This window comes from Gracilibacillus caseinilyticus (assembly GCF_022919115.1).
In the GTDB taxonomy this organism is placed as follows: domain Bacteria; phylum Bacillota; class Bacilli; order Bacillales; family Amphibacillaceae; genus Gracilibacillus; species Gracilibacillus caseinilyticus.
On sequence record NZ_CP095072.1, the window covers coordinates 4,173,073 to 4,199,395 of the forward strand.

26 protein-coding genes are annotated in these 26,323 nt (G+C 39.4%); 7 read left to right on the forward strand and 19 right to left on the reverse strand.

The window, feature by feature from the left end:
- Nucleotides 1-19: 19 nt before the first annotated feature.
- The 8 genes from flgM to MUN88_RS20125 all read right to left on the reverse strand — a co-directional run bounded on the left by flgM (nt 20) and on the right by MUN88_RS20125 (nt 7,078).
- Nucleotides 20-274 carry a flagellar biosynthesis anti-sigma factor FlgM gene (gene flgM, locus MUN88_RS20090; protein WP_244718642.1) on the reverse strand — a complete coding sequence of 85 codons (255 nt, stop codon included), beginning with the start codon at nt 272-274 and terminating at the stop codon, nt 20-22.
- A gap of 149 nt (nt 275-423) precedes the next feature.
- On the reverse strand, nt 424-828 hold the full coding sequence (locus MUN88_RS20095; protein WP_244718644.1) for a TIGR03826 family flagellar region protein: 405 nt from the start codon (nt 826-828) through the stop codon (nt 424-426).
- Nucleotides 829-852: 24 nt separating this feature from the next.
- Nucleotides 853-1,542: a ComF family protein gene (locus MUN88_RS20100; RefSeq protein WP_244718646.1), complete on the reverse strand. Its 690-nt coding sequence runs from the start codon at nt 1,540-1,542 to the stop codon at nt 853-855.
- The gene (locus MUN88_RS20105) at nt 1,539-2,876 is read right to left on the reverse strand and encodes an ATP-dependent helicase ComFA (RefSeq protein ID WP_244718648.1); all 1,338 of its coding nucleotides are present in this window, start codon (nt 2,874-2,876) and stop codon (nt 1,539-1,541) included. Before MUN88_RS20105 ends, MUN88_RS20100 begins: the two co-directional genes overlap by 4 nt.
- Before the next feature lie 49 nt (nt 2,877-2,925).
- Nucleotides 2,926-3,768 carry a DegV family protein gene (locus tag MUN88_RS20110; RefSeq protein ID WP_244718650.1) on the reverse strand — a complete coding sequence of 281 codons (843 nt, stop codon included), beginning with the start codon at nt 3,766-3,768 and terminating at the stop codon, nt 2,926-2,928.
- 288 nt (nt 3,769-4,056) lie between these two features.
- Nucleotides 4,057-4,827, reverse strand: coding sequence for an SDR family NAD(P)-dependent oxidoreductase (locus tag MUN88_RS20115; protein ID WP_244718652.1), 771 nt, complete (start codon nt 4,825-4,827; stop codon nt 4,057-4,059).
- A gap of 292 nt (nt 4,828-5,119) precedes the next feature.
- Nucleotides 5,120-5,821, reverse strand: a complete 702-nt coding sequence (locus MUN88_RS20120; RefSeq protein ID WP_244718654.1) for a response regulator transcription factor — start codon at nt 5,819-5,821, stop codon at nt 5,120-5,122.
- Between the two features lie 132 nt (nt 5,822-5,953).
- Nucleotides 5,954-7,078 (reverse strand): sensor histidine kinase, encoded by a 1,125-nt coding sequence (locus tag MUN88_RS20125; RefSeq protein ID WP_244718655.1) that lies wholly within the window; start codon nt 7,076-7,078, stop codon nt 5,954-5,956.
- Between the two features lie 149 nt (nt 7,079-7,227).
- On the opposite strand from MUN88_RS20125, the gene MUN88_RS20130 reads away from it, so the two are divergent.
- Complete coding sequence (locus MUN88_RS20130; RefSeq protein WP_244718658.1) at nt 7,228-7,869, forward strand: YigZ family protein; 642 nt, start codon at nt 7,228-7,230, stop codon at nt 7,867-7,869.
- A 44-nt stretch (nt 7,870-7,913) separates the two neighbouring features.
- Here MUN88_RS20130 and MUN88_RS20135 read toward each other — a convergent pair whose 3' ends face one another.
- The 3 genes from MUN88_RS20135 to MUN88_RS20145 form a co-directional block, all read right to left on the reverse strand.
- Complete coding sequence (locus MUN88_RS20135) at nt 7,914-8,072, reverse strand: hypothetical protein (protein ID WP_244718660.1); 159 nt, start codon at nt 8,070-8,072, stop codon at nt 7,914-7,916.
- A gap of 39 nt (nt 8,073-8,111) precedes the next feature.
- Entirely contained in the window at nt 8,112-8,594 is a 483-nt protein-coding gene (locus tag MUN88_RS20140) for a VanZ family protein (protein WP_244718663.1), read from the reverse strand.
- A gap of 207 nt (nt 8,595-8,801) precedes the next feature.
- Nucleotides 8,802-9,128: a helix-turn-helix domain-containing protein gene (locus tag MUN88_RS20145; RefSeq protein WP_244718666.1), complete on the reverse strand. Its 327-nt coding sequence runs from the start codon at nt 9,126-9,128 to the stop codon at nt 8,802-8,804.
- Nucleotides 9,129-9,435: 307 nt separating this feature from the next.
- Between MUN88_RS20145 and srtD the strand changes: the two genes are divergently transcribed.
- Nucleotides 9,436-10,008, forward strand: a complete 573-nt coding sequence (gene srtD, locus MUN88_RS20150) for a class D sortase, LPxTATN-specific (protein ID WP_244718669.1) — start codon at nt 9,436-9,438, stop codon at nt 10,006-10,008.
- 51 nt (nt 10,009-10,059) lie between these two features.
- Nucleotides 10,060-12,081, forward strand: coding sequence for a penicillin-binding transpeptidase domain-containing protein (locus MUN88_RS20155; RefSeq protein WP_244718672.1), 2,022 nt, complete (start codon nt 10,060-10,062; stop codon nt 12,079-12,081).
- 586 nt (nt 12,082-12,667) lie between these two features.
- Here MUN88_RS20155 and MUN88_RS20160 read toward each other — a convergent pair.
- The 3 genes from MUN88_RS20160 to MUN88_RS20170 form a co-directional block, all read right to left on the reverse strand.
- A complete protein-coding gene (locus MUN88_RS20160) occupies nt 12,668-13,669 on the reverse strand; it encodes a Gfo/Idh/MocA family protein (protein WP_244718675.1) in 1,002 nt (333 codons plus the stop codon).
- A 15-nt stretch (nt 13,670-13,684) separates the two neighbouring features.
- A complete protein-coding gene (locus MUN88_RS20165) occupies nt 13,685-14,443 on the reverse strand; it encodes an SDR family oxidoreductase (protein ID WP_244718678.1) in 759 nt (252 codons plus the stop codon).
- A gap of 528 nt (nt 14,444-14,971) precedes the next feature.
- Nucleotides 14,972-15,406, reverse strand: coding sequence for an IDEAL domain-containing protein (locus MUN88_RS20170; protein WP_244724650.1), 435 nt, complete (start codon nt 15,404-15,406; stop codon nt 14,972-14,974).
- 220 nt (nt 15,407-15,626) lie between these two features.
- Here MUN88_RS20170 and MUN88_RS20175 point away from each other — a divergent pair, with 220 nt between their 5' ends.
- Entirely contained in the window at nt 15,627-16,670 is a 1,044-nt protein-coding gene (locus MUN88_RS20175) for an FUSC family protein (protein ID WP_244718680.1), read from the forward strand.
- Nucleotides 16,671-16,910: 240 nt separating this feature from the next.
- Here the strand turns inward: MUN88_RS20175 and MUN88_RS20180 are convergent, their stop codons facing one another.
- Complete coding sequence (locus tag MUN88_RS20180; protein ID WP_244718684.1) at nt 16,911-18,650, reverse strand: methyl-accepting chemotaxis protein; 1,740 nt, start codon at nt 18,648-18,650, stop codon at nt 16,911-16,913.
- 171 nt (nt 18,651-18,821) lie between these two features.
- Entirely contained in the window at nt 18,822-20,564 is a 1,743-nt protein-coding gene (locus tag MUN88_RS20185; protein ID WP_244718687.1) for a methyl-accepting chemotaxis protein, read from the reverse strand.
- Between the two features lie 162 nt (nt 20,565-20,726).
- Here MUN88_RS20185 and pxpB point away from each other — a divergent pair, with 162 nt between their 5' ends.
- The 3 genes from pxpB to MUN88_RS20200 are packed head-to-tail and all read left to right on the forward strand — an operon-like array spanning nt 20,727 to nt 23,096.
- Entirely contained in the window at nt 20,727-21,416 is a 690-nt protein-coding gene (gene pxpB, locus MUN88_RS20190) for a 5-oxoprolinase subunit PxpB (RefSeq protein WP_244718690.1), read from the forward strand.
- Complete coding sequence (locus tag MUN88_RS20195; RefSeq protein ID WP_244718692.1) at nt 21,406-22,368, forward strand: 5-oxoprolinase subunit C family protein; 963 nt, start codon at nt 21,406-21,408, stop codon at nt 22,366-22,368. Before pxpB ends, MUN88_RS20195 begins: the two co-directional genes overlap by 11 nt.
- Entirely contained in the window at nt 22,365-23,096 is a 732-nt protein-coding gene (locus tag MUN88_RS20200; RefSeq protein WP_244718694.1) for a 5-oxoprolinase subunit PxpA, read from the forward strand. The genes MUN88_RS20195 and MUN88_RS20200 overlap by 4 nt, the downstream gene beginning before the upstream one ends.
- Nucleotides 23,097-23,727: 631 nt before the next feature.
- Here MUN88_RS20200 and MUN88_RS20205 read toward each other — a convergent pair.
- The 3 genes from MUN88_RS20205 to MUN88_RS20215 form a co-directional block, all read right to left on the reverse strand.
- Nucleotides 23,728-24,360, reverse strand: a complete 633-nt coding sequence (locus MUN88_RS20205) for a YesL family protein (RefSeq protein WP_244718696.1) — start codon at nt 24,358-24,360, stop codon at nt 23,728-23,730.
- 94 nt (nt 24,361-24,454) lie between these two features.
- Nucleotides 24,455-25,465 (reverse strand): LacI family DNA-binding transcriptional regulator, encoded by a 1,011-nt coding sequence (locus MUN88_RS20210; RefSeq protein ID WP_244718698.1) that lies wholly within the window; start codon nt 25,463-25,465, stop codon nt 24,455-24,457.
- Between the two features lie 51 nt (nt 25,466-25,516).
- Nucleotides 25,517-26,320, reverse strand: coding sequence for a carbohydrate ABC transporter permease (locus MUN88_RS20215; protein WP_244724653.1), 804 nt, complete (start codon nt 26,318-26,320; stop codon nt 25,517-25,519).
- Nucleotides 26,321-26,323 lie beyond the last annotated feature (3 nt).

The window sequence follows — 26,323 nt, forward strand, 5'->3', positions numbered from 1 at the left end:
TCCTTTATTGTGCAATTTATTAAGCTTTCCAGAAATTCAACAGTTTCTTCGCTGTTTCTTTTGGATTGGCCTGGTATTCGCCGTTATCTACTTGTTGTTTAATCTCATTAACATAGGATTGACGAGCATCTTTCTGTTGCATTTTCAACGCTTTATCCGAAATCTCCAGTTGATCGGGTTTGAAGGACGAAGCCTTATCCTCTGCCTTTTTTTGCAATTGCTGCTGTTTTTGGTATGGATTTACATTAGTATGATTCGGTCCGTTAATTTTCAAGACCTTCACCTCTTTCCTACTACGAACATGTTGATTTACTATTTATATCGGCATTATCTCTGAAAAGTTTAATATTCTTTTAGTATATCGGTTCCCTTGCCCAATGGAAATGGGACAAAAGTTACAGATGAATATACGATTTACTTTTTCTACTTTCTCGTGAAATAGGTTCTGGTTCGTTCTTCCCGAACACGTTTATTTACCTGTTCAATTTCCTGCTGGTGGCGTAATTCAGAAGTGATTTCATTACTGCAGTTCTCACAAATCTTCCCTTTCGTAATAGGATTCCCACAGCGTTCACATTTGTAAGTCAAATTAGGAAATTGTGATGAACGCAAGCGCTTATCTTTGACAAACTGCAAAATGACATCCTCTTCTACCCCTGTTGCCTCAACGATTTCCGGAATCGTCGCCTGTCTGTTCTCGCGTTTTTTTATAAAGTCATAGACGATTTGAAATTTTTTATCTTCTTCTTTTATACATTCTGCACAGATCGACCGTGAGGTTTTGACAAACACTTTATCACATCTGTCGCAGTTTGCTAAATCTGCCATGTTAGCCCTACTTTCTTATTTCGATTATCTCACCAATGTGAAACTGTATATAGCTTGACAGCCTGCTTGTTTCAACAAAGAAGCTGCATGATGAATGGTCATACCGGTTGTATATATATCATCGACAAGTAAGACCTCGGTCTGAAGCGATTGGCTTAAGAAAAATGGATTTTCCGTACTTAGTCGTTGCTGTCTCGATTTTTTCGATTGTTTTTCAATGTGCACTGGATGTCTTGCCAATGCTTCGACAATCGGCAGCTTCCAGTGGGATGCCACCTTTTCCGCAAGTTGCAAGGACTGATTGAAAGCACGTTCGTAGAGCCTTTGCTCTGATAAGGGAATGGGGATGATCGTTAACTTTTGCTTTGGGAAAAGGGGCTGTTTCAGATATGGGGTGAACAACTCGATTAATTGATAATCACCGCGGTATTTCCATTGAGTAATGATCTCTTGCATAAACGGTGTGTAACGAAAAAGCGCACGATTATATTGGAGCGTATCATGAAATTGCTTATTGTGCTCCCACTTCTGACAATCTGAACAAACAGCAGATTCCGGTAATTTTCGGCCACACTTCTTACAAATGGGACCTTGTATCCTTTCTAGCTTTTCTTGGCAAGCCGGACAAAGGGCACTGTTTTCTGGTGGCAGAAAAAGATTAGTCCACGTAATCGAATCAACGCTATCCTGCTGACAAATCAAACAGACATTCATAATATACTCCCCTTTTTATTCATCATTTTTATTTGATCAACCGCTGCTTCCATCGAATTTGTTTTGCCTTGATGAATGAACATCACCTCTCCTGTCGGGTCATCAGGGCTTCTGCCTGCCCTTCCTGCAATTTGGACCAATGCTGCTTCGTCAAAAACGTGATGTCCGGCATCGATAACCACTACATCAACAGATGGGAACGTAACCCCTCTTTCCAGAATCGTAGTTGTGACAAGAATATCGATTTCTTTCTTACGGAATTGTGCGATCTTTTCTTTTCGTTCGGGATCATCTGCATGAACGGATACTGCTTGAAAGAATGGGGCTACTGTTTTCATTCTTGCTATGGTAGGAACAAAAAGTAACAACTGCCTTCTGTCGGATCTGTTTTTGATGAATTTAGTGAGCGCGTGAGGTTGTTTTCCATTATCCAGTTTTTTTCGTAATTGCCATTCAATTTGTAATTGAGGAACTGGCAGGGGCTGACCGTGAAAGCGAATCGGAACAAACTGGACATCTAATTTTTTAGAAGAAATCGCCCGTTTTTGTTTTGATCTTGGTGTAGCAGTCAGGTATATTTTCGATGCTGCTTGTTTGCATGCTCTGTCTGCCAGGAAGGATAATGTCTGATCATGATGAAACGGAAAAGCATCGATTTCGTCAATAATCATAACATCGAATGCATCGTGGTAACGGATAAGCTGGTGTGTGGTGCTGATGATGAATTGCCCGACATCGGTTCTATCAGAACTGTCGGCGTATAGGGCTTCGATTTCTGTGTGAGGAAAAGCACTCTGCATTCGAGGGAAAAGTTCGCGGACGACATCTGCTCGAGGGGTGGCCAGGCAGATTCTTTTGTTAGTTTGGATCGCTTCTGTAATTGCTGGAAACAACATTTCTGTTTTTCCAGCACCACAGACCGCCCATACTAGCAGTTCTTTCTTAGCGTAGGCTATTGCCTCTTTAATGGCAGTAGCCGCTGTTTGCTGCTGTTCTGTTAATTCTCCTTGCCACCTGCACGGATCAGTTTGTAGGCGCCACCTGGGCTTGTCCCCATTCCAGCTTAATAATGGCTCACACGCTAGGACTCGAGCTGTCTGCAGACAACGGCGGCAATAAAGATGTTCCTGCTCACATCTTGCGCACGGAATCATTGCAAAAAGATGCTTGGATTTGTTGCCACAGCGACAGCATTGATAGTGAAAATATTTTTTTATAATCGATGGCTGTTTTTTTAAGTGATTCGTTCGCAGTAAGTATGAAATCGTTGGGGCGGAAAGAGGGATTTCCGAAGTTAAAGATAGTTTGCCAGCAAGAATATTAGCAAAATTCATAGCATACCTCCAATGAATAAAGAGGTGAGGATCTGTGCCTCACCTGTAGTTATGGTTTATACCAGCCAAGACCTAACGCACCTTCACCGAGATGGGTCCCGATAACCGGTCCGAAATAGCTCACGGAAATATCGACATTTGGATATTGTGCCACTAACTCATCTCGTAATTCTCGTGCTTCCTCCGGGCGGTTGGCATGTATCATCGTGGCACGAATCGGAACGCCGGTTGACGCATCTTCATCAAACAGTTGAAAAATTCGCTTTAACGCTTTTTTCTTTGTACGGATTCTTTCGAATGGAACAATTTTAGTATCTTCAAAATGAAGGATTGGCTTAACCTGCAACATACTGCCGATTAATGCCTGGGCACCATTCAATCGCCCGCCACGATGCAAGTGACTTAAATCATCGGCCATAAAGTAAGCGCGGAGGGAATCTTTCATTTCGTGAAGACGAGCTAAAATAGCTTTGGCATCTTGCCCAGCACTCGCCATTTCAGCAGCTTCCAATGCATAAAAGCCCTGGGCCATACAGCTTATTTCGGAGTCAAACGGATAGATCTCAATGCCATCCACCATATCCTGTGCTGTGATGACGGATTGATAGGTACCACTAATACCGCTGGATAAGGTAATAAAGATCGCCTGGTCATACTCTTTAGCAAGCTCTTCTAACTTTTCAGTTATGTAACCGATGGAAGGTTGAGAAGTCTTCGGCAATTGCTCTACTTCCTTTACTTTTTGGTAAAAGGACTCGGTTGAAATATCCATTTCCTCCTGATAGGATTCCTGACCGAAAATAACATTCAACGGCACCATATGTATATTTTTTTCAATTCTTTGCTGTTCAGGTATATATGTCGTACTGTCAGTTATGACCGCAACTTTCATAAAATATCGAACCTTTCTACTAAAATGGTTTACTCCCCTATATTCTACCTAATAATCTTGCAAATGCATAGTCAAAGTTTGAGAAGGTTACCAGAACTTTAAGCGAGCGTAATGGGCTGGTCATCATTACCTCCAACAATTGATTATGATTCTAATTCATCTGACAAACAAAAAATGGACTGCCTTAAAGCGTCAGTCCATTTCTTCTCTATAGAGTATTTATTTGTGTTAGGCATTCATTGTATCAATACGATGTTTTTACGTGGGTTTTCACTTGGAACTTCAACATTATACAGATGTAGCACCCTGTCCACCGTCTATCCGATAATAGGATCCTGAAATAAATGATGCTTTTTCTGATGATAAAAACACCATTAAATCAGCAATTTCTTCTGGAGTGGAATAACGATTCATCGGAACACTTGCTTCAAATTTTGTTCTGGCTTCTTCTTCGCTTCCAGGCATAGCATTCGATTCAATCGATCTCATCATTTGTGTATCCACTCCAGATGGGGCTATGGCATTAACGCGCACACCATATTCCGCCGCTTCTAGTGATGCTGTTTTATTTAATCCAATCAGAGCATGTTTAGATGCTACATATAACCCCATTCCTGGAGCACCTAATAATCCACCGTTTGAAGCAGTGTTGACTATAGCGCCATTTTTTTGCTTCTTCATCACTGGCAGTACATGTTTTAATCCAAGAAATGCACCTAATACATTAACGCCGATTACGGCCTGAAAGTTATCTACTGTTTGTTCATCTAAATTAGCGAATTTGCCATTGATTCCTGCATTATTAATAAATACATCAATAGCTCCCCATTTAGTTAGGGTGGTCTCTACATATGTTTTCACATCATCTTCTTTCGTTACATCCGCCGACAGTAATAAAATATCTTCTGCTTCTACATCTTTTGCTTTTTGTTGTATAGCATCTTTAGATAAATCGACAAGAGCTAGTTTTGCCCCTTCCTTGGCAAATGCTTTAGCAGCTGCAATACCTATTCCGCCTGCTGCTCCAGTTATTAAGACTACTTTTTCTTTTAAACTCAATGTATTTCACTCCTTAGTTCGTTAAATTAAATAATTAAATCGCAGTGAACCCTCCGATAGGAACAACTGCACCATTAATATAGGTTCTTCATCACCTAATAAAAATGCTGCATCTTCACCTGTATAAAGTTTTTCCTGCTAGTGAGATAATTATACCTTAGTAGTTATATGATTCTAGCAAAAATACATCCTTGATATGTCGTTAAGCCAAGTAAGCAAATTGAAAGGGCGGCATTTACCAACAATCTGTTAGTAATGCCGCCCTGACTTCTCAGTATTTATTGGCTATTCCTTAAAGGATTTCAACCCATCCTCGTTTGATGGCAATAACCACTGCTTGTGTACGATCTTTCACTTTCATTTTTTGCAAGATGCTGCTGACATGGTTTTTGACTGTCTTTTCGCTGATATACAGTGATTCAGAGATGCCTTTATTGCTTTTACCTTCTGCAAGTAGTTGCAAGACTTGGCACTCACGTCTGGTGAGTAAATGAAGTGGTTTGCGATGCTCTACTTCTTTTAGTTTCGATAACGTATTATCTGAATCGTAAAGCGCATCCTCTTCTGTCACTAAGCGACGATATTCTTTTACTAAATTATGTGTTACCTTCGGATGCAGGTATGAGCCGCCTTCTGATACAACAGAAATAGCGTCAATTAATGCATCTGAATCCATCTCTTTCAGTAAGTAACCTTGTGCACCAGATTTCAAGGCATGTGTTACATAGTTTTCATCATCATGAATCGATAAAATAATTACTTTCACACCAGGATATCGTTCTAATAAATCTGCCGTAGCTTCGACACCATTTACACCTGGCATGTTAATATCCATTAACACAACATCAGGCTTGTATTTTTTTACGAGCTCAACAGCCATTGCTCCGTCGTCACCCTCAGCTAGTACGTTAAAACCTGTTTCTAATTCTAATATTCGTTTGACACCTTCACGAAATAATTTGTGATCATCGATTAATACAATATTCGTTGTCATGAAAAATCCTCCTCTTGTTCCATATTCATTTTTTTATGTGATTATGACGTGTACGATGTTGATTCATTTTACGTATTGGTTGTGCAACTTAAACATTATACATGATTTGGCTCAAATTGCATGGGATATGCGTTATGCAATCGGAATTTCTATCCATACTTTCGTGCCGATCCCTTCTTTGCTAGTGATCTGAATATCACCATCCAGAATATCAACGCGTTCGTGCATTCCTATTATACCAAAAGATTTGTCCTTTTTATCGCCTTGCTCAAAACCCGATCCATTATCGGTGATCGTTGCCATTACTTTTTCGTCGGTTATCTCGACATACACATTGATGGAACTGGCATTGGCGTGTTTGATCGCATTTTGAATCGATTCCTGGATCAATCGGAACAAAGCGACTTCGTACTGATTGTCAAGTCTTTTATCTTGAGATTGGTAAGTAAATTTAATATTGGAATGCTGATCTTCCAAAGTAGTTATATATTTTTTGATAGTTGGAATTAAGCCTAAATCATCTAGCGCCATAGGTCGTAAGTCGTAAATAATTCTTCTTACTTCATAAAGAGACTCACGTATCATCATTCGGACGTTACGCATTTCCTTGACGGCACTGTCGATATCTCCTTTTTTATATGTACGATCAACAATTTCAGAACGCAGCATAATATTTGCAAGCATTTGTGCTGGTCCATCATGCATTTCCCTTGATAATCTTCGACGCTCTTCTTCCTGAGCTTCAATAATTTTTAACCCGAACTGCTGCTTCTCATGAGCATCATGAATTAAGTCTGATACTTGTTTGAAATCTTCATTTAAATAATTCAATACGATTGATATTTTTCCCACTAAACTTTCTGCACGCTCGACCATTTGTTCAATAGATTTCAAACGCAATTCAATTTCATCCCGCCGGTCGCGCAAGATTTTTTCTTTATCCCGTTTGACAAGTAATTCCGTTTGTAATCGATGTGCTGTTTCATATACTTCTCTAACTTTATCTTCGGCATACAATTGGAAATTTTCACTAACATCTGATAATTTTTTTCTTGCGACTCTTGCTTTGTACTCTAATTGATCACTTTCTGCAATAACGCTTGTGACTTGTTCCTTGAGCACCAACAGCTCTTTGTGCATGTTCTCGTATTCTTTGCGAGAATCCTCAGCAATTTCAAAAACTTCATCCTGACTGTTTTTTACTGTATCAATCATCTCTTCTATAATATAATCTAAGGTACGATCTTTGGCTTCCATATCAAAATCCTCACCATCTAGTATCAACTATACGATACGATTTAATTAGTACTTTTTTAGGGGGTTTTTTTTATATTCTTTATTCCCTATTACAATCATTTTACACCGGTTATGGATAATTACAAACGTTTTAGGAGGAATTATGTGATATGTTGAATCAATATTATACCGTTAAGCAAGAAGGAATGGATGAACAAGTCATCCAAAAATCGCGTTTCATTGGGTATGTAAAGCGTGTTAATTCAGAGGAAGAAGCCCAGCAATTCATTCAAGCGATGAAAAAAAAGCATGCCGATGCTACCCATAACTGCTCAGCCTATATGATTGGTGAGCACGATCAAATCCAAAAAGCTAACGATGACGGGGAACCGAGTGGTACAGCTGGCGTGCCCATCTTGGAAGTATTAAAAAAACGCGAATTAAAAGATACGGCCATTGTGATCACGAGATATTTTGGCGGCATCAAACTTGGTGCAGGAGGCTTAATTCGCGCATATGCAAGCACGACAACACTGGCAATCAACTCTACGGGAGTTGTCGAACGAAAAAGAATGAAGCAGTTTTTTGTCAAGGTTGACTACACCTTGCTTGGGAAACTGGAAAATGAATTACGTCAATCCGATTACCTGCTAGAAGAGATCCAATACTTGGATAACGTCACATTTCACGTTCGGGTATTAATCGGCGAGGAAGACTCATTTATAGCCTGGATAACTGATTTGACTAGTGGGAACGCTGAAGTAATCGAAGGCAATGACTCTTACATAGAAATCGACGTCGAAACTATGTGACTATTTCCCCGGAAATAAAATAGAGTGTGATTTTTACTCACACTCTAATTACTTTTTTTAAAAGGTAATAAATTGGCTTGTTTCATTTCTTTTGTTAATCGTTTTATAAAATCTTGTGAATTATTAATCTGTTGTGTTTCCGTCTGGTCTCTCATCTTTTCTAAAATCGAACGATAAATCTCCTGTTCAGTCAAACGATTCAACCCCTTTTCCCATCCTACCGTTAGTATATGATTGTTTGATTATTTTCGTAACTTGTTTCCTATTAAAATAGCTAAAATCCCTATTAATGCTCCTAGGCTATCAATCATAACATCCCCAGCGTAAGGTGTGCGTCCTGCTGTAAATACTTGATGCCACTCATCACTTATGGCATACAGAACTGTCAGCAAAAAAGATAGAACAGCTACTAACTTTTGCGATCGCAAAGGAAAACTCTTACGCATAGCTATATAAAAAGAACATGCTAGAGTTAAAAATACGAAAAAATGTGCTCCTTTACGCACGATAAATTCGACAACCCCTTCAACACCAAGTGCAGCGACACTCACTTCACTGTGATGAAAATCGAACACTACTGGCGACAAGACAGACTCCAAAAAAGATAAATCTACATATGTAGAAAGAAATGGCTTGATATCTTGTTGTGGATAAGGTTGATCAGATACTAAATAGATTACCCACATCAAAACGAAAGGAAACATCCAATATATTATTTTCTTCATTAAGCGCCAATACCTCTATATTTATTCGAAATGATTTCGAGTATTTATGTCCACTTCTTGTACTATTTTTACATTTTTTTGCTGTTCATGCAATACACTATTATCTATTATTACATATATATCCACTCTACGCTATTAGATTTATTCCATGGAACCAAATAAAAGTCAGTTACTTATTCCAAAGTGACTGACTTTTATTTGGTCCATTCATTTATTTAGTTTCCACTTATTAAAGTCGAGAAATTCTTTGAATTCTTGCTTTGATACACCAGATTTCATAGCTTCTTCTGCTAACTTTAACCACTCTTCATCAAGCTGTTGTTTTAGTTCCTGATCAGATTGTGACATTAATAATTCGTTGACGGTAACACCTAGAACTTTTCCTACCTTCTCCATAAATTGAATCGAAGGATTCGATTGAATGCCACGTTCAATGGAGCTTAAATATGACTTTGCTACACCAGCTTGCTCAGCTACCTCTGACAAAGACATACGTTTTTGTTTGCGCAGTTCTTTAATTTTTTCCCCAATCACAAATTGTCACCTACTTTCCCCTCTAGCGAAAATAATTTTATCATAAAAGAAAGTTTCGTTCTATATAAAGGTACGATTTTTTGTCGAAAATTACAAGAGTTTATGACTAATTTACAGGGGTTTTTTTGATATCTAGACAAAAGTCCTGTTATATACTTTCTTCTATTTGCCAAAATAGTTGAATGATACGGTGCTAAATCATTCTTTTATGTCGAAAAATATGACATTTTTTTACGAAGAATAACGTGCATTCTTTTCCTATTATTAGTATAATATGGGTAATACATATTCAAAAAGGTGGATCGTTATGAAGAAGCTTGCAATCCTTTTTATACTTGCCGGAATTGTCCTTCTCGGCGTCGGTGGCTACAAGTACTTTAAGATTCAGGCTGCTGAGAAACAAGCACTTACCGAAGCGAACGAGTTAATTGAACAATCATCTAAGTCAGAGAAAAAACAGGAACCCGAGACTTTTTTTCCTGAAATCGGTGACGCGGTTGGTATTTTGGAAATCCCATCTCTAGATGCTGAATTACCTATTGTAGAAGGAACGGACCCGGATGATTTGGAAAAAGGTGTCGGTCATTACCGTGGTTCGGCTTACCCAATGCAACAGGATCAGATCGTCTTGTCTGGACATCGCGATACAGTTTTTCGCAGCCTGGGCGAAGTGGATATCGGCGACACTTTTACGATCGTACTTCCTTATGGTGAATATGAGTACGAAATGGTCGACTCCAAAATCGTAGATGCGGATGATACAACGATTATCAAGTCGACCGCTCCTGAAGAAGAGTTAGTCATTACAACCTGCTATCCTTTTTCATATGTTGGCAACGCACCTGAGAGATACATTATTTATGCCAAACCAATTTACTAAGCGTATTGATTCTTACAATACGCTTTTTTACTTAATTAGGGGGAACATTACATGAGAAAATTAAGTATTTTGCTATTATTTATCGTGCTTGGACTTGTTGCTTGTTCCAATGAAGAACAAGTGAGACCAGAAGATCGTTTACAACAGTATGTTGATTATTGGAACGAGCAAGATTTCGAACAGATGTATGAGATGGTACAAGACGTGGAGAAGGATCAGTTTGTAGAACGATATCAAAAGCTGTATGGTGATATTGAACTGTCCAATCTGTCTGTGTCCTTTGAAGAACCAGAAGCAGCTGAAGATGAAGAAGAAGTGGATATAGACGAAATTGAATCAGCAACCTTTCCACTGAGTGTCAATATGGAAACGGTAGCAGGTCCAATCTCTTTTACCAAAGACATTGCAATGGTAAAGGTAACCGAAACAGTAGACGATAAAGAACAAATCGACTGGAAGGTTAATTGGAATCCTGGCTTTATCTTCCCGGAACTTGAGAATGGAAGTCAATTAGACATCAACACCACGCAACCGACCAGGGGGCAAATTTTTGACCGAAATAATAATGGATTAGCGGTAAATCAGGATGTATATGAATTTGCGGTTGTACCTGACCGCTTTGAAGATGAAGAAAGTGAAAAAAAAGCCATTGCGGAGGCATTAGATATTGAAATAGCTGCGATTGAAAAAGCATTAAGTGCGGACTGGGTACGCCAGGATGTACTGGTTCCGTTAAAAGTAGTTCCTAGTCTAGATAAAAATGGCTATCAGGAAGCCGTCGATTCGATCCCTGGACTAACATACAGCACCCAAACTGGTCGGACTTATCCATTAGGGGAAGCAGCCGCCCACCTTGTTGGTTATATCGCACCGATTACGGCAGAAAAACTAGAAGAAGCAGAACCTGGTGTTTATACAGAATCAAGTCTTGTCGGTAATCGTGGACTGGAAGAACTGTTTGAAGAAAGATTACGCGGGGAAGCTGGCGTTCAACTGACTGCTGTTAAGGAAGAACAGGAGCCGGTTATCATAGCCGAGAAAGCAGTCCAAAATGGTGAAGATATTACCTTAACCATTGATGGTACAGTTCAAACACAACTTTTTGATTCACTTGAAGGCGAAGCCGGTACTGCTGCCGCCGTCGATCCGACAACTGGTGAAACGCTGGCGTTAGTTAGCAGTCCATCATTCGATCCACATCCATTTTTATACGGACTTAGTAATGATCAATGGACGGAATGGAATGAAGACCCACAACAGCCACTGTTAAATCGTTTTGCTGCCACGTTCGCACCTGGATCGTCATTTAAACCAATTACAAGTGCTATTGGATTGGAAAATGGGTCCATTGATCCGAACGAAGGGCTATCCATTAATGGATTGACGTGGCAAAAAGAGGGCTGGGGAAACTACGAGGTCACGCGAGTCTCTGAATCTAGCGGTCCAGTTGATCTTAGAGATGCGTTGGTCCATTCCGATAATATTTACTTTGCGATGCAGGCCGTCAATATGGGAGAAGAAGCATTTCTAAATGGATTAAAGAATTTTGGCTTAGCAGACAAATTTCCGTTTACCTACCCGATTGAATCAGGCACTATCTCCTCTGATGGTACTTTAAGCGAAGAAGTATTGCTGGCAGATACAAGCTACGGGCAAGGACAGCTGGAACTCAGTGCTTTACAGTTAGCAACAAGTTACTCGGTTTTACTCAACCAGGGTAATTTGGTGCAGCCAATTCTTCTGAGTGATGAAGAAAAAGGGCAAAACTGGAAAGAAGGCATTCTGTCGGAGGATAATGCAGCAATTATTCGCGATGCCTTGCGAGCTGTTGTCACAGATGGCAGCGGGCAAACCGCAAACGTTGACAATGTGGCAGTCTCCGGAAAAACAGGAACAGCGGAACTAAAACAATCTCTCGATGAAGAGAACGGAGCTGAAAATGGATGGTTTGTCGGTTATCCGGAAGATGGCAGTGTGATCATATCGATGATGATCGAGAATATCGAGGGACGTGATCACGGAAGCGGTTATGTAGCCGAAAAAGTCGGAAAGGTCCTCTCCTCAATGAACTAATTGATACAAAGAGCCAGCTTGATATTGTCAGCTGGCTCTTTTTTGTAGTAGATTGATATAATGTAAAGCTGTTCCGCCATACAGCCTGGCCATATTATTCTAAGTACATAAAATACTATGTAAAGCGAAACTATTTGAACATGTGGTATGTTTTATATGCTTAGCAAAACTCCGGAATAATACTCCGCCGAAGGGAAGTTCTACAACGTATGGAAGAGCTACAAGCAGTAGTGCTAGGCATTATTTATCATCAAATTAAACAGATAGTCTTCCATATCCTACCTGTCACATTAATTGTGGAGCTATACAAGAGCGTAGGTCAACCACGTAGACTCCCACGGGATTGTGCAGGTGCTGAAGATCCACTTTGTGAAGCGTTCTTCTTCACAAAGTTAGCTTCAGCCGTGCCCCGCAGGATGCGAAGTGGTTGGCCGGAGCGGTGTCCCAGCACATGAATCATCTCAAAATAAACATTAAGCTGTAAGTTTACATAACCCATACTATAAGAACCTATACTTCCACCCCATAATCTGCTTTGCTGACAGTGATTCTATACTTTTTCAACGTAAAAAAGCACAGTCGAGATCTACTGTGCTATTGCTATTACTTCACCTGTTTTGCTGCTTTTATAAACAGCATCTAATACTTTCATTTGGTTTCGCATTTTATCAATACCATATTGTAACGGTTGTTCATGCAGAACAGCATTAGCGAAATCTTCGACCATTAATGAATACTGGTCACCTGACTCTGTATAAATCTCTACTTCATTGTCTGCTGTTTCCACCTGAACCTCTGCGATCATACCTTCATTTGTGTCTGGACGAAACGCAGAACTTACAGTGATCCGACCTGTTGCCCCGACGATTTCATAGCTCTGGGTAGAAATACAATCAAAGCTGGAATCAAACGACGTCACAATACCATTATCAAAATGGAGCACACCTGCCATTGTCGTATCAACTTCCAAATCCGGATGATAATTACCGCTGGCATAGACAGACAATGGTTCAATATTGAGAATATTACGTATCGCATGGATCGTATAACAACCTACATCAAACATGGCACCTCCACCTAACTCACTATTTAATCGAATGTTGGAGCGATCGTCTAAATAGAAAGAAAAGCTGGCACGCATCATTGCAATTTCGCCAATTACTCCTTTTTCCAGAAGCTGTTTCACTTTTTGGTGCTGTGGATGAAACTGATACATAAATGCTTCCATAAAAACAACACCATTTTCATCACAAGTCTGAATCATTTCTGCCAATTCTTCATTCGTAATGGCAACGGGTTTTTCACACAACACATGTTTTTTATATTGAGCTGCTTTGATTACCCATTCTTTGTGTAAACCGTTTGGTAGCGGGATATATACCGCATCTATTTCAGGATCTTGTAATAGTGCTTCATAACTGTCAAAAGTACGTGGTATATTTAGTTTATCTGCTACCTCTTTCGCTTTATCTTCATTTCGACTGGCAATCGCTACAACTTCTCCATTATTGGATCGTCTGATTGCTGGAATCACTTGCGTAACCCCTATGTTTGCGGTACTGAGAACTCCCCACCTTAATTTTGTCATGCTATCTCTCCTTGTTTATAAAGATTTCATTGCTCCGCCATCGACGACTAATGTTTGACCTGTGATATATGTATTTGCAGCGGAACCTAGAAACAATACTGCTTTAGCAAATTCAGCAGGTCGACCAATTCTACCAATCGGAATCATCTCACCTATCTTTTTCACCGAATCTTCTTCCTCTTGATCATATACCGCACGAATTCGGTCCGTATCCATCGTTCCTGGCCCGACAGAATTTATCAAAATATTGTCACCAGCCAACTCCTGTGACAAGCTTTTGGACAACCCAACTATTGCTGGACGAAACGTATTGGAAAGTAATAGGCCATCAAGTGCCTGTTTCATCGAGCTCGACGTGATGGTAACAATCCGTCCAAATTGCTGCTCTTTCATGTGCGGTGTTACAGCCCTTACTGTTCGGACGACGCTCATTAATAATGATTCAAAAGCCTGTTGCCAATCGGTGTCATCAAAATCAGCAAATTTTCCGGCTGGCGGACCGCCTGTATTATTAATTACGATATCAATGCATCCTATTTCCTGCACCATCTTTTCAATGTCTTTTCCGTTCGTGACATCACAGACGACTGTCTCAATATTGGGGTTATGTGTGACAGAAAAGATTTCCTTTGCGGTCTGCCGGAGTTGTTCAGCATTCCGACTGGCAATAAAAACGTGAGCACCCTCTTCAGCATAGGCAGTCGCACATGCTTTTCCTAAGCCTTTACTTGCTGCTAATACTAATACTTTCTTACCTCTCACTCTTAAATCCATCGGACACCTCCTATTCTCATTCTAAAAGCTGAAGCGGAAAATTAGCAAGCTTTTGCCTTTCTGTTTTTTGATAATTTAGAATAATTTCTTTTTTCGCTCTATAGAAAACCGGACTCAAACCGTCTGGTTCTAGCTAATTTAAGTATATTTAAAACTACCTATTTATACGATTATGTAAACTAGAACTGTATTACAATGTGATAAATTTGGTATATTTTAACTTTTAAGCAACTCTCCGGAAATACACTCCGCGTCCTGTGGGGCACGGCTTCAGCTAGGCTACTATTTGAACTGCTTCTTTGCTGCCTTGGCCGAGGAAGCCCGCTTTAAAGCAATACTTATAGACATAGGCACAGACTAAGTGGATCTTCATCCGTGCCCCGCAGGACGCGAGTGGTTGGCCGAAGCGGTTTCCCAGCACATGAATCCTTTCAAAATGACCACTAAGCTAGTTAACATAATCCGCATTATCAAAACCCTTACTTTAATTCGATCTTATGCAACAAAAAGCAGCTGCGAAGGCAACTGCTACATTTCATTTAATTTCGTTGTATACAGATCAAACTTTTCTTCATTTAGATCATCTAATGCATTGTCGATGAGTCGTAATAAATTACTGCGTTCCAGTTCCATAATCACATGATCAATATTATGTCCTTCTTCTTCCTGCTCCGATACAATCATGTATGGACTTAAAATAGTAGATAGATGCTGCTGAAAATCCTTTACCTTCATGAGGTCGGACAACGTCATCCGATTATATTTTTTTCCTTTTTGGAACACGAATACCGCCTCTTTATTTTCAATTTGTTGTGTGTCTCGATTGATTCGGATTTCTCGTGCTTCGAGTGGTACGAAATGATACACTTCATCATCCATTAATAATGAAAAATACTGATATGCCAACACCACCCGAATGTACTTGCCTTCTTCCTTCACATAATAAGGTTTCAATAATTTCACAGAAAGCAATGACAACACCTCCTCAAAATTCATTGGAACAAGATGAACAGTAAATTATATTTCTTATTTTACATCATATGCATTAAATAAGAAAGCGTTTACAACAAATTTTATATTTATATTTATTTAATTGCAAATATTCTGTTTTGAACAAGTCATGGAAAGTATACAAATTCTGATGTATACTATGCAATAGATTGTTTGAAGGAGCATCAGTTAGATGAAATTGTCAAAATTACGTTATCGATTATTCGGCAGACGAGTAATCAAAACAGCATTGGCTGTATTTTTAACCTCTCTGATCTGTGACTGGATGGGGTGGCCACCAGTATTTGCCGTTATCACGGCCATTGTGACGATCGAGCCAACTGTTGCAGACTCTATCAAAAAAGGAATTATTCGTTTTCCGGCATCAGCGATCGGCTCAGGATATGCTGTTCTTTTTATTTCTTTATTCGGCAATACTCCTATTACTTATACGTTAGCTGCACTATTTACTATCATTACCTGTTATCGTTTAGGTCTTCACGCCGGACTATTGGTCGCAACATTAACTTCCGTTGCGATGATCGAAGTTATCCATACCAATCTATTTGTGGCATTTGCAATCCGTCTCGGGACAACCACAATCGGTTTGTCTGTTTCAACCCTTGTCAACATGTTTATCTTGCCACCTAACTACACGAGAAAGATACTGACGAATATGCATGACCTTTTAAAACAGACCGGAGAAGAATTGGAAATCATTCTGAAACAATTACTCGGAAACGGCGAATTGACTAATCAGAAACAAGAAATTGATCAGCGATTCCAAACATTAAAAAATATGTTAGACCAAACCGAAAGATTATTGAATTTTCAATCAGCGGAATCAAGGTACCATCGACTGGATGACCGTACAAAGAGTGTGTTTGATTACGAACGAAAAAATTTAACCCGCTTACGTTTGATTCATTATCATATAGGAAACTTGATTAACACACCAATCCAGCATGTTTGTTGGAGCAAGCATGAGTGTGAGGACATTGTCCTGATGGTGGAAACATTAGCTGATTTCATGAAAAATCCCGATCATTACAAAGCAAGTGCCTACAAAAAGCAGGTTAAAACGCTAATGAATCAATTCTGGGAAAGTAAAAAGCCGAGCGAAGAAGATGATCCGACGTTATTTACACCTGAAGTCATTATTTTATATGAATTATTATCGATTTATAATATTGTAGAAAATATCATTCTTAGTGAGCGGGAAATTACAGAATCATAAAAAGAGCCTGAAGAAAAATTTTCGATACAATAACAGCCAAACAAAACACTAATTTTCATTAGTACATCATCGTGTTTTATTCGGCTGTTTCTCTTATTTCATGAAGTGATACGGCGAGTAACCTCTTGAAAAATCGTGAAAAGTGAAAGTATTATGATTAGGAAAAACACTAAATTTCGATTTGGTGTTTTTGATATTTTTAAAGTACTTAGATTATGCCCCCGGTCTTTTTCTATACGACTATGAAAGTTGAAACTGTTTCACTGCTTCATTCAGTTCTTCTGCCAATCGGGACAGATCTTTTGAATGAACCGAAACTGTTTCCATCGAACTGCTAGCTTGTTGGGCAGAAGCTGATGTTTGTTCGACACCTGCAGCAGATTCTTCTGATATTGATGCGATTTCTTCAATGGCTGCGTTAATTTGGTCACTTTTTTGCGTCATTTCAGTGAGATTCGCAGTAACCTCACGAATACTCTGAACCATTTCGTCGACTTTGCCATTGATCGCGTCAAAAGTATCCTCTGTTCTGTCAATTTGCTGTGTCCCCGTCTCTACTTCCTGGTAGCCAGATTCCAAAGAAGCTGTTACCGATGTTGATTCACTTTGGATGTCCGTTACAATTGTCGTTATATCAGTGACAGATTCTGCTACTTGCTCTGCTAATTTCCTTACTTCGTCAGCTACCACAGCAAAACCTTTACCGTGCTCTCCTGCTCGTGCTGATTCAATCGCTGCATTTAAAGCTAATAAATTGGTCTGTTCGGCTATGTCTCTAATCACTGCCACCAATTTGCTTATTTCCTTTGTTTGACTATCTAAACCTCTTACTTTGTTTACTGCATCCTTCACAATTGTATGGACACGCCCCATTTGTTCAACGGAATTCTTCATCATTGCTTGACCACTCCCCGTCAAATCAAGCACTTCTGCAGAGTGCGATTCAATGACACTTCCATTATGATTGGCAGCTGTTACTTTTTGTGTGAAATCATTCATACTAGCAGCCACTTTTCCCGCATGATCCGCTTGTGTCTCTACACCAGACGCTAATTCCTGCATCGTGGAGGCAATCTGCTCCGTACCTGATTTTACTTCAACAGCAGATTGCTGCAATGCTTTACTTTGTTGAGTTACCGTTTCCGAAACCTTATTTACTTTTACTAAGATAGAACGTAATCCTTTACTCATAGAAGCCATTGCATGTGACAGTTGACCTATTTCATCTTTGGATTGTGTCGATTCTAATATGACCCGTAAGTCACCTTCTGCAATTTGGTTACTTAGAGCTACTAATTTCCTTAAACGTTTTGTAACGTTTCGGTTGATAAGCATAATTAATACAATACTGACTACTAATGAAACGAGAGCCGATAGTATCAACGTAATCAATGCAGCCTCTTGGCTATTTTTTGCTATTGCTACATTAGCTTCTCTATCTTGATTGACTACTGCCGTTAATTCATCAAGAAGCTGAACGGCATTCCATTGAATTTCATTCGCCTCATCAGCAGCAAGTTGTGCTGTGTCTCCCTCACCTTGTCTCATATATCCGATTACTTCGTTAAATTTCCGATTTAATTTGTCATTTAAAGAAATGATTTCATTATACAGTGTCTCTTCCTTATCCGTTTTAAGCTGCTGCTTTACTTTCGTTTGTAATTGTTCAAACAGCTCCTGGCGTTCTAGATATTCATCTTCAATTTCCTGACTAGGATGATCCATGTATGAGAAAACTCGAATACTTTTCGCTCTAATTAGGGAACCCATTTCTGTAACCTCTAATGCCTTGTCTGTCCTGCTTTCCATGACATCTATTTCTTCACCAATCATAACTAACTTAAAACCTGATACAACTACTGCTCCGAGAAATAATAACAATACAATTCCTAAAATTAATCCATACTTTCCTCCAACACTGATGTTGTTCAATTTAAAACGTTTCCATCCTTTTTGACTTTTCCCCTTCTCTTTGGCCACTTCTATACCCCCCCATTTTATCTTTATGACTTTTTGTCAAGTTACTTGCATTTATATTAGCACTTTTATTTTAATTAATCTATATAAATTAGGTATTTATAATTATGTTTATGTAAAATTATTCATAAAAAAACATCCCTTTTATGTTAAAGGATGCTTTTTTATACTTATTTAAAGTTTAAACTGTTTCACGGCTTCATTTAATTCTTCTGCAAGTAATGATAGATCTTTCGAATTAATTGAAACTTCTTCCATTGCACTGCTGGCTTGCTGAGCAGCTGCTGATGTCTCCTCGACTCCAGCAGCTGATTCTTCCGAAATGGATGCTATTTCTTCTACTGCGATATTAATCTCTTCACTGCTTGAAGTCATTTCAGCAAGATTCGTTGTTACGGTACGAATGTTTTCGACCATTTCACTAACCGCTAAATTGATTTGTTCAAAGGTTGCTCCCGTTTGTTTAATCTGATCAGAACCTGTTGTTACCTCTCTATAGCCTTCTTCTAAAGCATTGGTAACACTGGACGATTCCGTTTGAATTGTGTTCACGATCGTCGTAATATCGGTAACCGAATGGGCAACCTGTTCGGCCAATTTCCGAACTTCATCTGCTACTACTGCAAAACCTTTTCCGTGCTCACCTGCTCTTGCAGATTCAATTGCTGCGTTTAGTGCTAATAAATTGGTTTGCTCTGCAATATCCTTGATTACAGCAACCAACTGAGAAATTTCTTTCGTTTGAACGTCGAGTCCTCTCACTTTTTCAACGGATGCTTGCACAATCGAATGGACTCGATCCATCTGTTGAACAGACAATTCCATCATATGCTGCCCGTCTGTCGTCATCGTGAGAACACCAGCAGAGGATGATTCGATATTCCTGCCATTTTCATTAGCACCCTGCACCTTTAAAGAAAAATCATTCATCTTGGCAGATACATTTCCCGCATGATTTGCCTGTGTTTCACTTCCTGAAGCCAATTCCTGCATCGTGGAAGCTATTTGTTCTGTCCCTGATTTGACTCCCCCAGCGGAATGAGATAAGACATCACTCTGTTGAGAAACGGTATCTGAAACGGTTACTACTTTCGAAACAATCTGTCGGAGGTTGTCTCCAAGCCTGTTCACACTTTGGGCAAGTTGACCAATTTCATCCTTGCCATCATAGGTAACTGTTGCTGCTCGTAAATCTCCCTCTGCAATTTGATTACTGAGGGAAATTACTTGTTGGATGCTTCGGGTGATATGACGATTCATAATGATAAACAAAACAACTCCAACAATAAATGCTACTGCAAATGATTTAATTAACGTAAACAACACTTCTTCTTTATCTTCGTTCACATTTTGAATAGCGGCTTCTTGCGTTTGATCGGCGATTTTCTTCAATTTAGCAATATTTTCTACTGTGATAGATTGATAATAGCCTGCCTGATCGGCATAAATACGAGCATTATTATCCGATCCTTCATTATGGTAGTCAACAATTTTATGGAAGTTTTCAGAGATCAGGTCATCCATTTCAGAAATGGTGTTGAAAAGTTCTAGTTCTTCAGCCGTGTCCATCGATGATATCAGTGATTCTCTTAACTCCAGTGTCTGTGCATCAACTTCTGCAAAAGCATCCACGATTGACTTGTCCGGCTGATACATATATTCGTAGATTTTTTCCCCTTTTTCCCTGATCAATGCATCTAATTCTGTCACAGTTGCGACACGGTCACCCTCATCTCTCATCACATCCATATTACTATTTAACGTTTGCAACAACATCGAGACATAGATAGTTGCTCCTAGAAAAAGTAGCAAGATGATCGTCTGAATCAGGCCATATTTCTTACCGATTTTCAGATTTTTCAATTGAAAACGGTGTGACTGTCTTTTTGTTTTAGTACTCACTTTCTTTTTCATCATTATCCCCCTAGATTACGATACGTCTTTATATATACAACTATATTATCACGTTCCCTTATGAATAGCATAGTAAAAAAGTCCTTTGTTTTTGATTATTTTCATGAAAGGATAAAATCGGATACAATAAGAGGTAGACAATTTTGTAAAGAAAGGATAATCACTATGTTATTCCAATCAATCTCAGAAAACGCAATGCTAGTACAGTTCCCATTTTATGCGGGTCTCGCAGAACGATTAAATATGTATAAACATCTATTGGAAGCTGAGCGTTCTTTAGCGGTAAACGAAGTTGTATTAGGGTATTCTACCATGACGATCTATTTCAATCCTTTCGTGACAGGTCACAATCAGATGAAAAAAAACGTTCAATCAGTGATAGAAAACGCCACCTCTTGTTCTCCAACAGAAGGAAAACACCATCATATACCAGTCTGTTATGACCGCTCATTGGCACCTGATTTGGATGACGTGTTAGCATACCATACCTTTTCATTGAAAGAATTAATTGCATTACATAGTGAACCTGAATATAAAGTAGCATTTTTAGGCTTTTCTCCTGGCTTTCCTTTCTTATCAGGGATGCAGGAGCAACTTGCAACACCTAGAAAAGAAAAGCCTAGGCTAAATGTCCCGGTAGGGTCAGTAGGAATTGCCGGTTTACAGACAGGAATATACCCAAGTTCATCACCTGGAGGGTGGCAAATTATCGGACGAACTCCGATAAACCTTTTGCCTTTACAAACGGAGAAACCAACGCTTTTTGAAGCAGGTGATCGGCTTTCGTTCTATCCCATCACTCCGACAGAGTTCGAACAAATCATGAAAAAGGAGCAGCGCCCATATGTCGATTGAAATCATTGAACAAGGTCTACATACAACGATTCAAGATCAAGGCAGGTTTGGATTCCAGTCTTATGGCATTCCTGTTAGTGGAGCAATGGACGATTTTGCAGCAAAAATGGCTAATCTTTTACTAAATAATGAAGCAAATTTAGCTGTTTTGGAAATGGGCTATGTCGGCCCAACACTGACATTTCACCAAAACGCAATTATTGCGGTAACAGGAGCTGACATGTCTGCAAACATAAATGATCAATCATTACCCATGTGCCAGCCCGTTTCCATTCAAGCTGGTGATACCCTTCAATTCCGAACGGTCAAAACAGGTGGATTCGCATATTTAGCAGTAAAAGAAGGATTTGATATTCCTGCAATATTAGGAAGCAGAAGCACCGTGGTACGAGCGAATATCGATGGTATATTGGGCAGAAAGCTTGCAGTAGGAGATGTGTTGCCTCTCTGCCAAGCACATCAATTACCATCGCCATTACATTGGGGACTTAGTTCAGCGTTGTTTGATTATATCAAACAACCTAATAAGGTGATCCGATATTTAGAAGGAGCACAATCCGACTGGTTCGAATCCGATCAGCTCGAAACAAGGGATTGGGCTTTGTCTACCCAGTCCAATCGAATGGGATATCGATTGGAAGGTACACCGCTTGAACAAATCCATGAGAAACAGTTGTTAACAGAGGCTACCGCATATGGTTCGATCCAAGTTCCACCGAATGGTTTACCTATTATTTTAATGGCAGATGGTCAGCCAACAGGAGGATATCCGAAAATTGGTCAGGTAGTAAAGGTGGATTTAGGAAAAGTCAGCCAGATCAGGCCTGGTCAACCTTTCACTTTTCAAAAAATCACATTAGATGATGCAATATCCCTTTTGGCTAAAAGAGAGGTTGATTTGAAACGTATCCAAACGTTTACAATGGAAAAATGGGGAGAGATTTATAGATGAAGAAACTGTTACTAAATTGTGATTTAGGGGAAAGCTTCGGTGCCTATCAATTAGGTAACGATAAGGCCATTATTCCACTTGTCGATGCTGTAAACATCGCTTGCGGCTTTCATGCCGGAGATCCTCATGTCATGGGAAAGACCGTCCGTTTAGCAAAAGAGCATCATGTTCAAATTGGCGCACATCCAGGTTTTCCAGATTTACAAGGGTTTGGTCGCAGAAAAATGCAAATCTCCCCGAAAAATGTATATGATCTGATTATTTATCAAGTCGGTGCGCTAAAAGGCTTTACAGAAGCTAATCATGTTCACCTGCAACATGTTAAGCCTCACGGAGCGCTCTATAATCAGGCATGTCAAGACAACGATTTAGCGATAGCCATTGCGCAAGCTGTATATGATTTGGACCCTTCCTTAACTCTAGTTGGTCTTTCCGGGAGCGCATTGATAAAAGCGGGGAGAGCGAAAGGATTAACCGTTGAAAATGAAGTATTCGCAGACCGCACCTATCAGGATGATGGCAGTTTAACACCTAGAACGTTACCAAATGCGGTGATAGATGACACTGACAAGATGTTAAAACAAATGGAGACGATCATCCATAATGGTACGATACGAACGATTTCCGGAATAGTGAGACATATAGAAGCTGATACGGTTTGTGTGCATGGAGACAGCGATGAAGCATTGCAATTAATTCAGGCGATCCGGAAACTAGTAGTCAAATGACACTTTACTTCAATTTTTAACACTTCCTATAAGATGGATTATGTAAAGTGGAACTGTGTCAAAGTGGTTATATTGATAGATTTCATCAGAGTAGCAAAGCTCCGGAATCCGGAATATACTCCGCGTCCTGTGGGGCACGGCTTCAGCTAAGCTACTACTTGAACTCCTTTCTTGCTGCCTTGTGCCGAGGAAGCCCGCTTCGAAGCGATACTTGTAGACACAGGCACAGACTAAGTGGATCATCAGCTCGCTCTGACGCATGCGGAGTCTCCTCATATTTCCTACGCTTAAGGGAAGTGCTACAACGTCTGAAACAGCTAATAGCAGTGGCACTAGGCATTATGTTAAAATTCAAATGCTGTTATTGATGTGCGCTCAATATACTAGCTCTTACAAAAGTTGTAGAATCCACATCATAGCGCAGGCCAACCACGTAGACTCCCGCGGGATTGTGCAGGACGCGAAGTGGTTGGCCAGAGCGGTATCCTAGCACATGAATCATTTTAAAATTACCATAATTCAGAAATTTACACAATACGTATTATAAGCACCATTTTTTTCAATCTCAGTCATCATTCTCTTCTAACCATTCTCTTCCGCAAATAAAAAAGCTTCTCGCGTTGAGAAGCTTTTAACGATAACGATATTTTAGTAAACATTGATCCAAGAAATCTTGTGGTAACTTCTTCACCGCTCGCTGCCATATGTTCATATGGATAAAGGCGAACAGACTGATTAATGCCACTAAAGCTACTGGAATATATAGGCTGACCGCTGCAAAAACCACCGCAATGGAACCAACCAAAAGAATATCAGGCAATATGGTAAAAGTTGCGATCCAAGCATGCTTCCACAATTTTAAACCTTTCAAGTGTGAAGTCACAACAAGTGGCATAATGGAAAGCAGTGTAAAGAGAAAAATACTTACCGCAAACAACCAGACTGCTTGCATGAAAAGTTGATGGGAACCTGTTAATGCAGGTAGTATGCTGGCATTCAGTGCAAGGATAAACGTTATTCCTCCTACATATAATCCCAAAAATAAAGTTCTTCGGAAATAATATTTAAACGAGTGAAAAAAAGTTTTCCAGATGCCAAGTTCGATCCCATTCTTAGACCATTCCAAGACCACCGCATACATGGCAATTGTTGCGGGAATAACTGTGATAATCCCTAAAGAGAAGAAAAACCAGAACAGTTGTAAGGTAATGAATGCCGCAATGACGTTTAGTACCCTAAAAAAGATTGGCTCTGATTGATTCATCTCATCACCTACTTTTTCATTATTATTTTAGAATTAGATGTTACCATTATTGCCTTTTTCTAAAATAATAAACCTGTCCATGCCATGAAAATTGTTACATTTCACTTGATCTTCGAATGATTAGTTCTGGATCCACATATACCGCTTTTTGCACAGTTCTTTCACTGATCAGATCATGCAAAATATTTGCAGCAAGCCGGCCGATTTTCACTTGATCCTGCTTGACTGTGGCCAGTGCTGGATCACTATACCGACATGCTTCAATATCATCACATCCAATTACTTTAATATCATTCGGAATGGAGAAACCTGCCTCCTTAATCGCTTTGATAACACCTAAAGCCATCATATCAGAGACCGCATAAACCGCATCAGGAATATGACCGGACTCGATGATTTCCTTCATCTTCTGGTAACCACTCTCTTCAAAATAATTACCATACTTAATCCACTCGTTACGGAGATCCATGCCATAATCCTTCATTGACTGTTCAAATGCTTCTTTACGTACGTTTGAAATCACAGAATCTTCTTGTCCGCCGATAAAGGCTACCTTACGAATACCATTCAAATAAAAATACTCTACTACTTGCCTGGATATCTTTTCATTATCTGCCATCACATAGCTTGATCTCTCTCCGGATAATTCCAAATCAACAGCAACAGTAGGAATATCACTCTGGTCTAATTGATAAATGGCTTCCTCGATATGTTCCCCTGCAATAATCAGACATCCATCCAACTGATAATGCTTCGCTCTAGCTACATAATCTTCTTTTCCAATGTTAAAAGACTGATTGGAAAAAACGAGAAGATCATAGCCAAGCTGCCCTACCGAATTTTTAAAGGCGTTAATGACCTGATTAAAAAAAGGATGGTTAAATTCTACATGTACTTCCCCTGCATAAATCAGACCAATCATATTCGATTTCTTTGTTGCTAGCGCTTTCGCTGAAAAGCTCGGTTGATAACCGGTATCTTCAATAACCCGCTTTACTTTTTGTATTGTATTTGGACTAATGCTACCTGTTTGATTGATAACTTTTGATACAGTCCCTGGTGAAACCCCTGCCATTTTTGCTATTTCTCTTATAGTTAATTTCATAGATACAATCCCTCTGTCATTTAATGTGCTAAATTTACCAATACTCTATTTTTAGCTTTTAACAGCTCCTTCTGTCAAGCTAGAAATAAATAATTTGTTTAGTAATAAGAAAATAATAATTAACGGTACTGTTGCCCAGAATGTTCCTGACATAATCATACCATTATCCCGTACGTAATTATCAATTAAACCTCTTAGAGCTACTTGAATGGTATATGAAGATTCTTCTCTCAACACGACTAACGGCCAGAGAAAATCATTCCAAATGTACATAAACCGGATGATCGCAAGTGTTGCAAATGCTGGAATGACAACAGGTACGGCAATATTCCAATACACTCGAAAATGAGAACAGCCATCAATCTTAGCGGCATCAACAAGCTCATCCGGTACATTACTGCTAATGTACTGACGCATCCAAAAAATGCCGAATGCATCAATTAATCCTGGAAAAATGATTGCTTTCATGTCATTTAGCCAATCTAATTTGGTGATGATAATATATTGCGGAATCAAACCTAGTTGCGGTGGTATCATCATCGTAACTAAAATGGCGAAGAATAAAAAGTTTCGGCCCTTGAATCGTAATTTTGCAAATGCGTAACCGGCAAGGGAACATAAAAACAAAACACCTATTGTCGTAATGGTAGATACAAGTAATGAATTCCACATCGCTCCAAAAAATTCAATCGTATTAATCACATTTTTAAAGTTAGTAACGAGCTCCGCACCAGGAATAAACGCGGGAGGTAAGCTGTTAATTGCGCTATTATGGTTGCTCGCCATTACAAACATCCAATAAAATGGAAAAATCGACAGAATCGCGGCAGCTGCTAAGATAAGATAAATAAACATTTT

What these genes read in the sequence shown, in the direction of transcription:
- MUN88_RS20210 (WP_244718698.1), bottom strand. Translation starts at nt 25,465, where the DNA reads ATGAAATTAACTATAAGAGAAATAGCAAAAATGGCAGGGGTTTCACCA.
- MUN88_RS20185 (WP_244718687.1), bottom strand. Translation starts at nt 20,564, where the DNA reads ATGATGAAAAAGAAAGTGAGTACTAAAACAAAAAGACAGTCACACCGT.
- MUN88_RS20100 (WP_244718646.1), bottom strand. Translation starts at nt 1,542, where the DNA reads ATGAATGTCTGTTTGATTTGTCAGCAGGATAGCGTTGATTCGATTACG.
- MUN88_RS20130 (WP_244718658.1), top strand. Translation starts at nt 7,228, where the DNA reads ATGTTGAATCAATATTATACCGTTAAGCAAGAAGGAATGGATGAACAA.
- MUN88_RS20195 (WP_244718692.1), top strand. Translation starts at nt 21,406, where the DNA reads ATGTCGATTGAAATCATTGAACAAGGTCTACATACAACGATTCAAGAT.
- MUN88_RS20125 (WP_244718655.1), bottom strand. Translation starts at nt 7,078, where the DNA reads ATGGAAGCCAAAGATCGTACCTTAGATTATATTATAGAAGAGATGATT.
- MUN88_RS20110 (WP_244718650.1), bottom strand. Translation starts at nt 3,768, where the DNA reads ATGAAAGTTGCGGTCATAACTGACAGTACGACATATATACCTGAACAG.
- MUN88_RS20120 (WP_244718654.1), bottom strand. Translation starts at nt 5,821, where the DNA reads ATGACAACGAATATTGTATTAATCGATGATCACAAATTATTTCGTGAA.
- MUN88_RS20205 (WP_244718696.1), bottom strand. Translation starts at nt 24,360, where the DNA reads ATGAATCAATCAGAGCCAATCTTTTTTAGGGTACTAAACGTCATTGCG.
- MUN88_RS20165 (WP_244718678.1), bottom strand. Translation starts at nt 14,443, where the DNA reads ATGGATTTAAGAGTGAGAGGTAAGAAAGTATTAGTATTAGCAGCAAGT.
- srtD (WP_244718669.1), top strand. Translation starts at nt 9,436, where the DNA reads ATGAAGAAGCTTGCAATCCTTTTTATACTTGCCGGAATTGTCCTTCTC.
- MUN88_RS20215 (WP_244724653.1), bottom strand. Translation starts at nt 26,320, where the DNA reads ATGTTTATTTATCTTATCTTAGCAGCTGCCGCGATTCTGTCGATTTTT.
- MUN88_RS20200 (WP_244718694.1), top strand. Translation starts at nt 22,365, where the DNA reads ATGAAGAAACTGTTACTAAATTGTGATTTAGGGGAAAGCTTCGGTGCC.
- MUN88_RS20175 (WP_244718680.1), top strand. Translation starts at nt 15,627, where the DNA reads ATGAAATTGTCAAAATTACGTTATCGATTATTCGGCAGACGAGTAATC.
- MUN88_RS20160 (WP_244718675.1), bottom strand. Translation starts at nt 13,669, where the DNA reads ATGACAAAATTAAGGTGGGGAGTTCTCAGTACCGCAAACATAGGGGTT.
- MUN88_RS20155 (WP_244718672.1), top strand. Translation starts at nt 10,060, where the DNA reads ATGAGAAAATTAAGTATTTTGCTATTATTTATCGTGCTTGGACTTGTT.
- MUN88_RS20105 (WP_244718648.1), bottom strand. Translation starts at nt 2,876, where the DNA reads ATGAATTTTGCTAATATTCTTGCTGGCAAACTATCTTTAACTTCGGAA.
- pxpB (WP_244718690.1), top strand. Translation starts at nt 20,727, where the DNA reads ATGTTATTCCAATCAATCTCAGAAAACGCAATGCTAGTACAGTTCCCA.
- MUN88_RS20140 (WP_244718663.1), bottom strand. Translation starts at nt 8,594, where the DNA reads ATGAAGAAAATAATATATTGGATGTTTCCTTTCGTTTTGATGTGGGTA.
- MUN88_RS20095 (WP_244718644.1), bottom strand. Translation starts at nt 828, where the DNA reads ATGGCAGATTTAGCAAACTGCGACAGATGTGATAAAGTGTTTGTCAAA.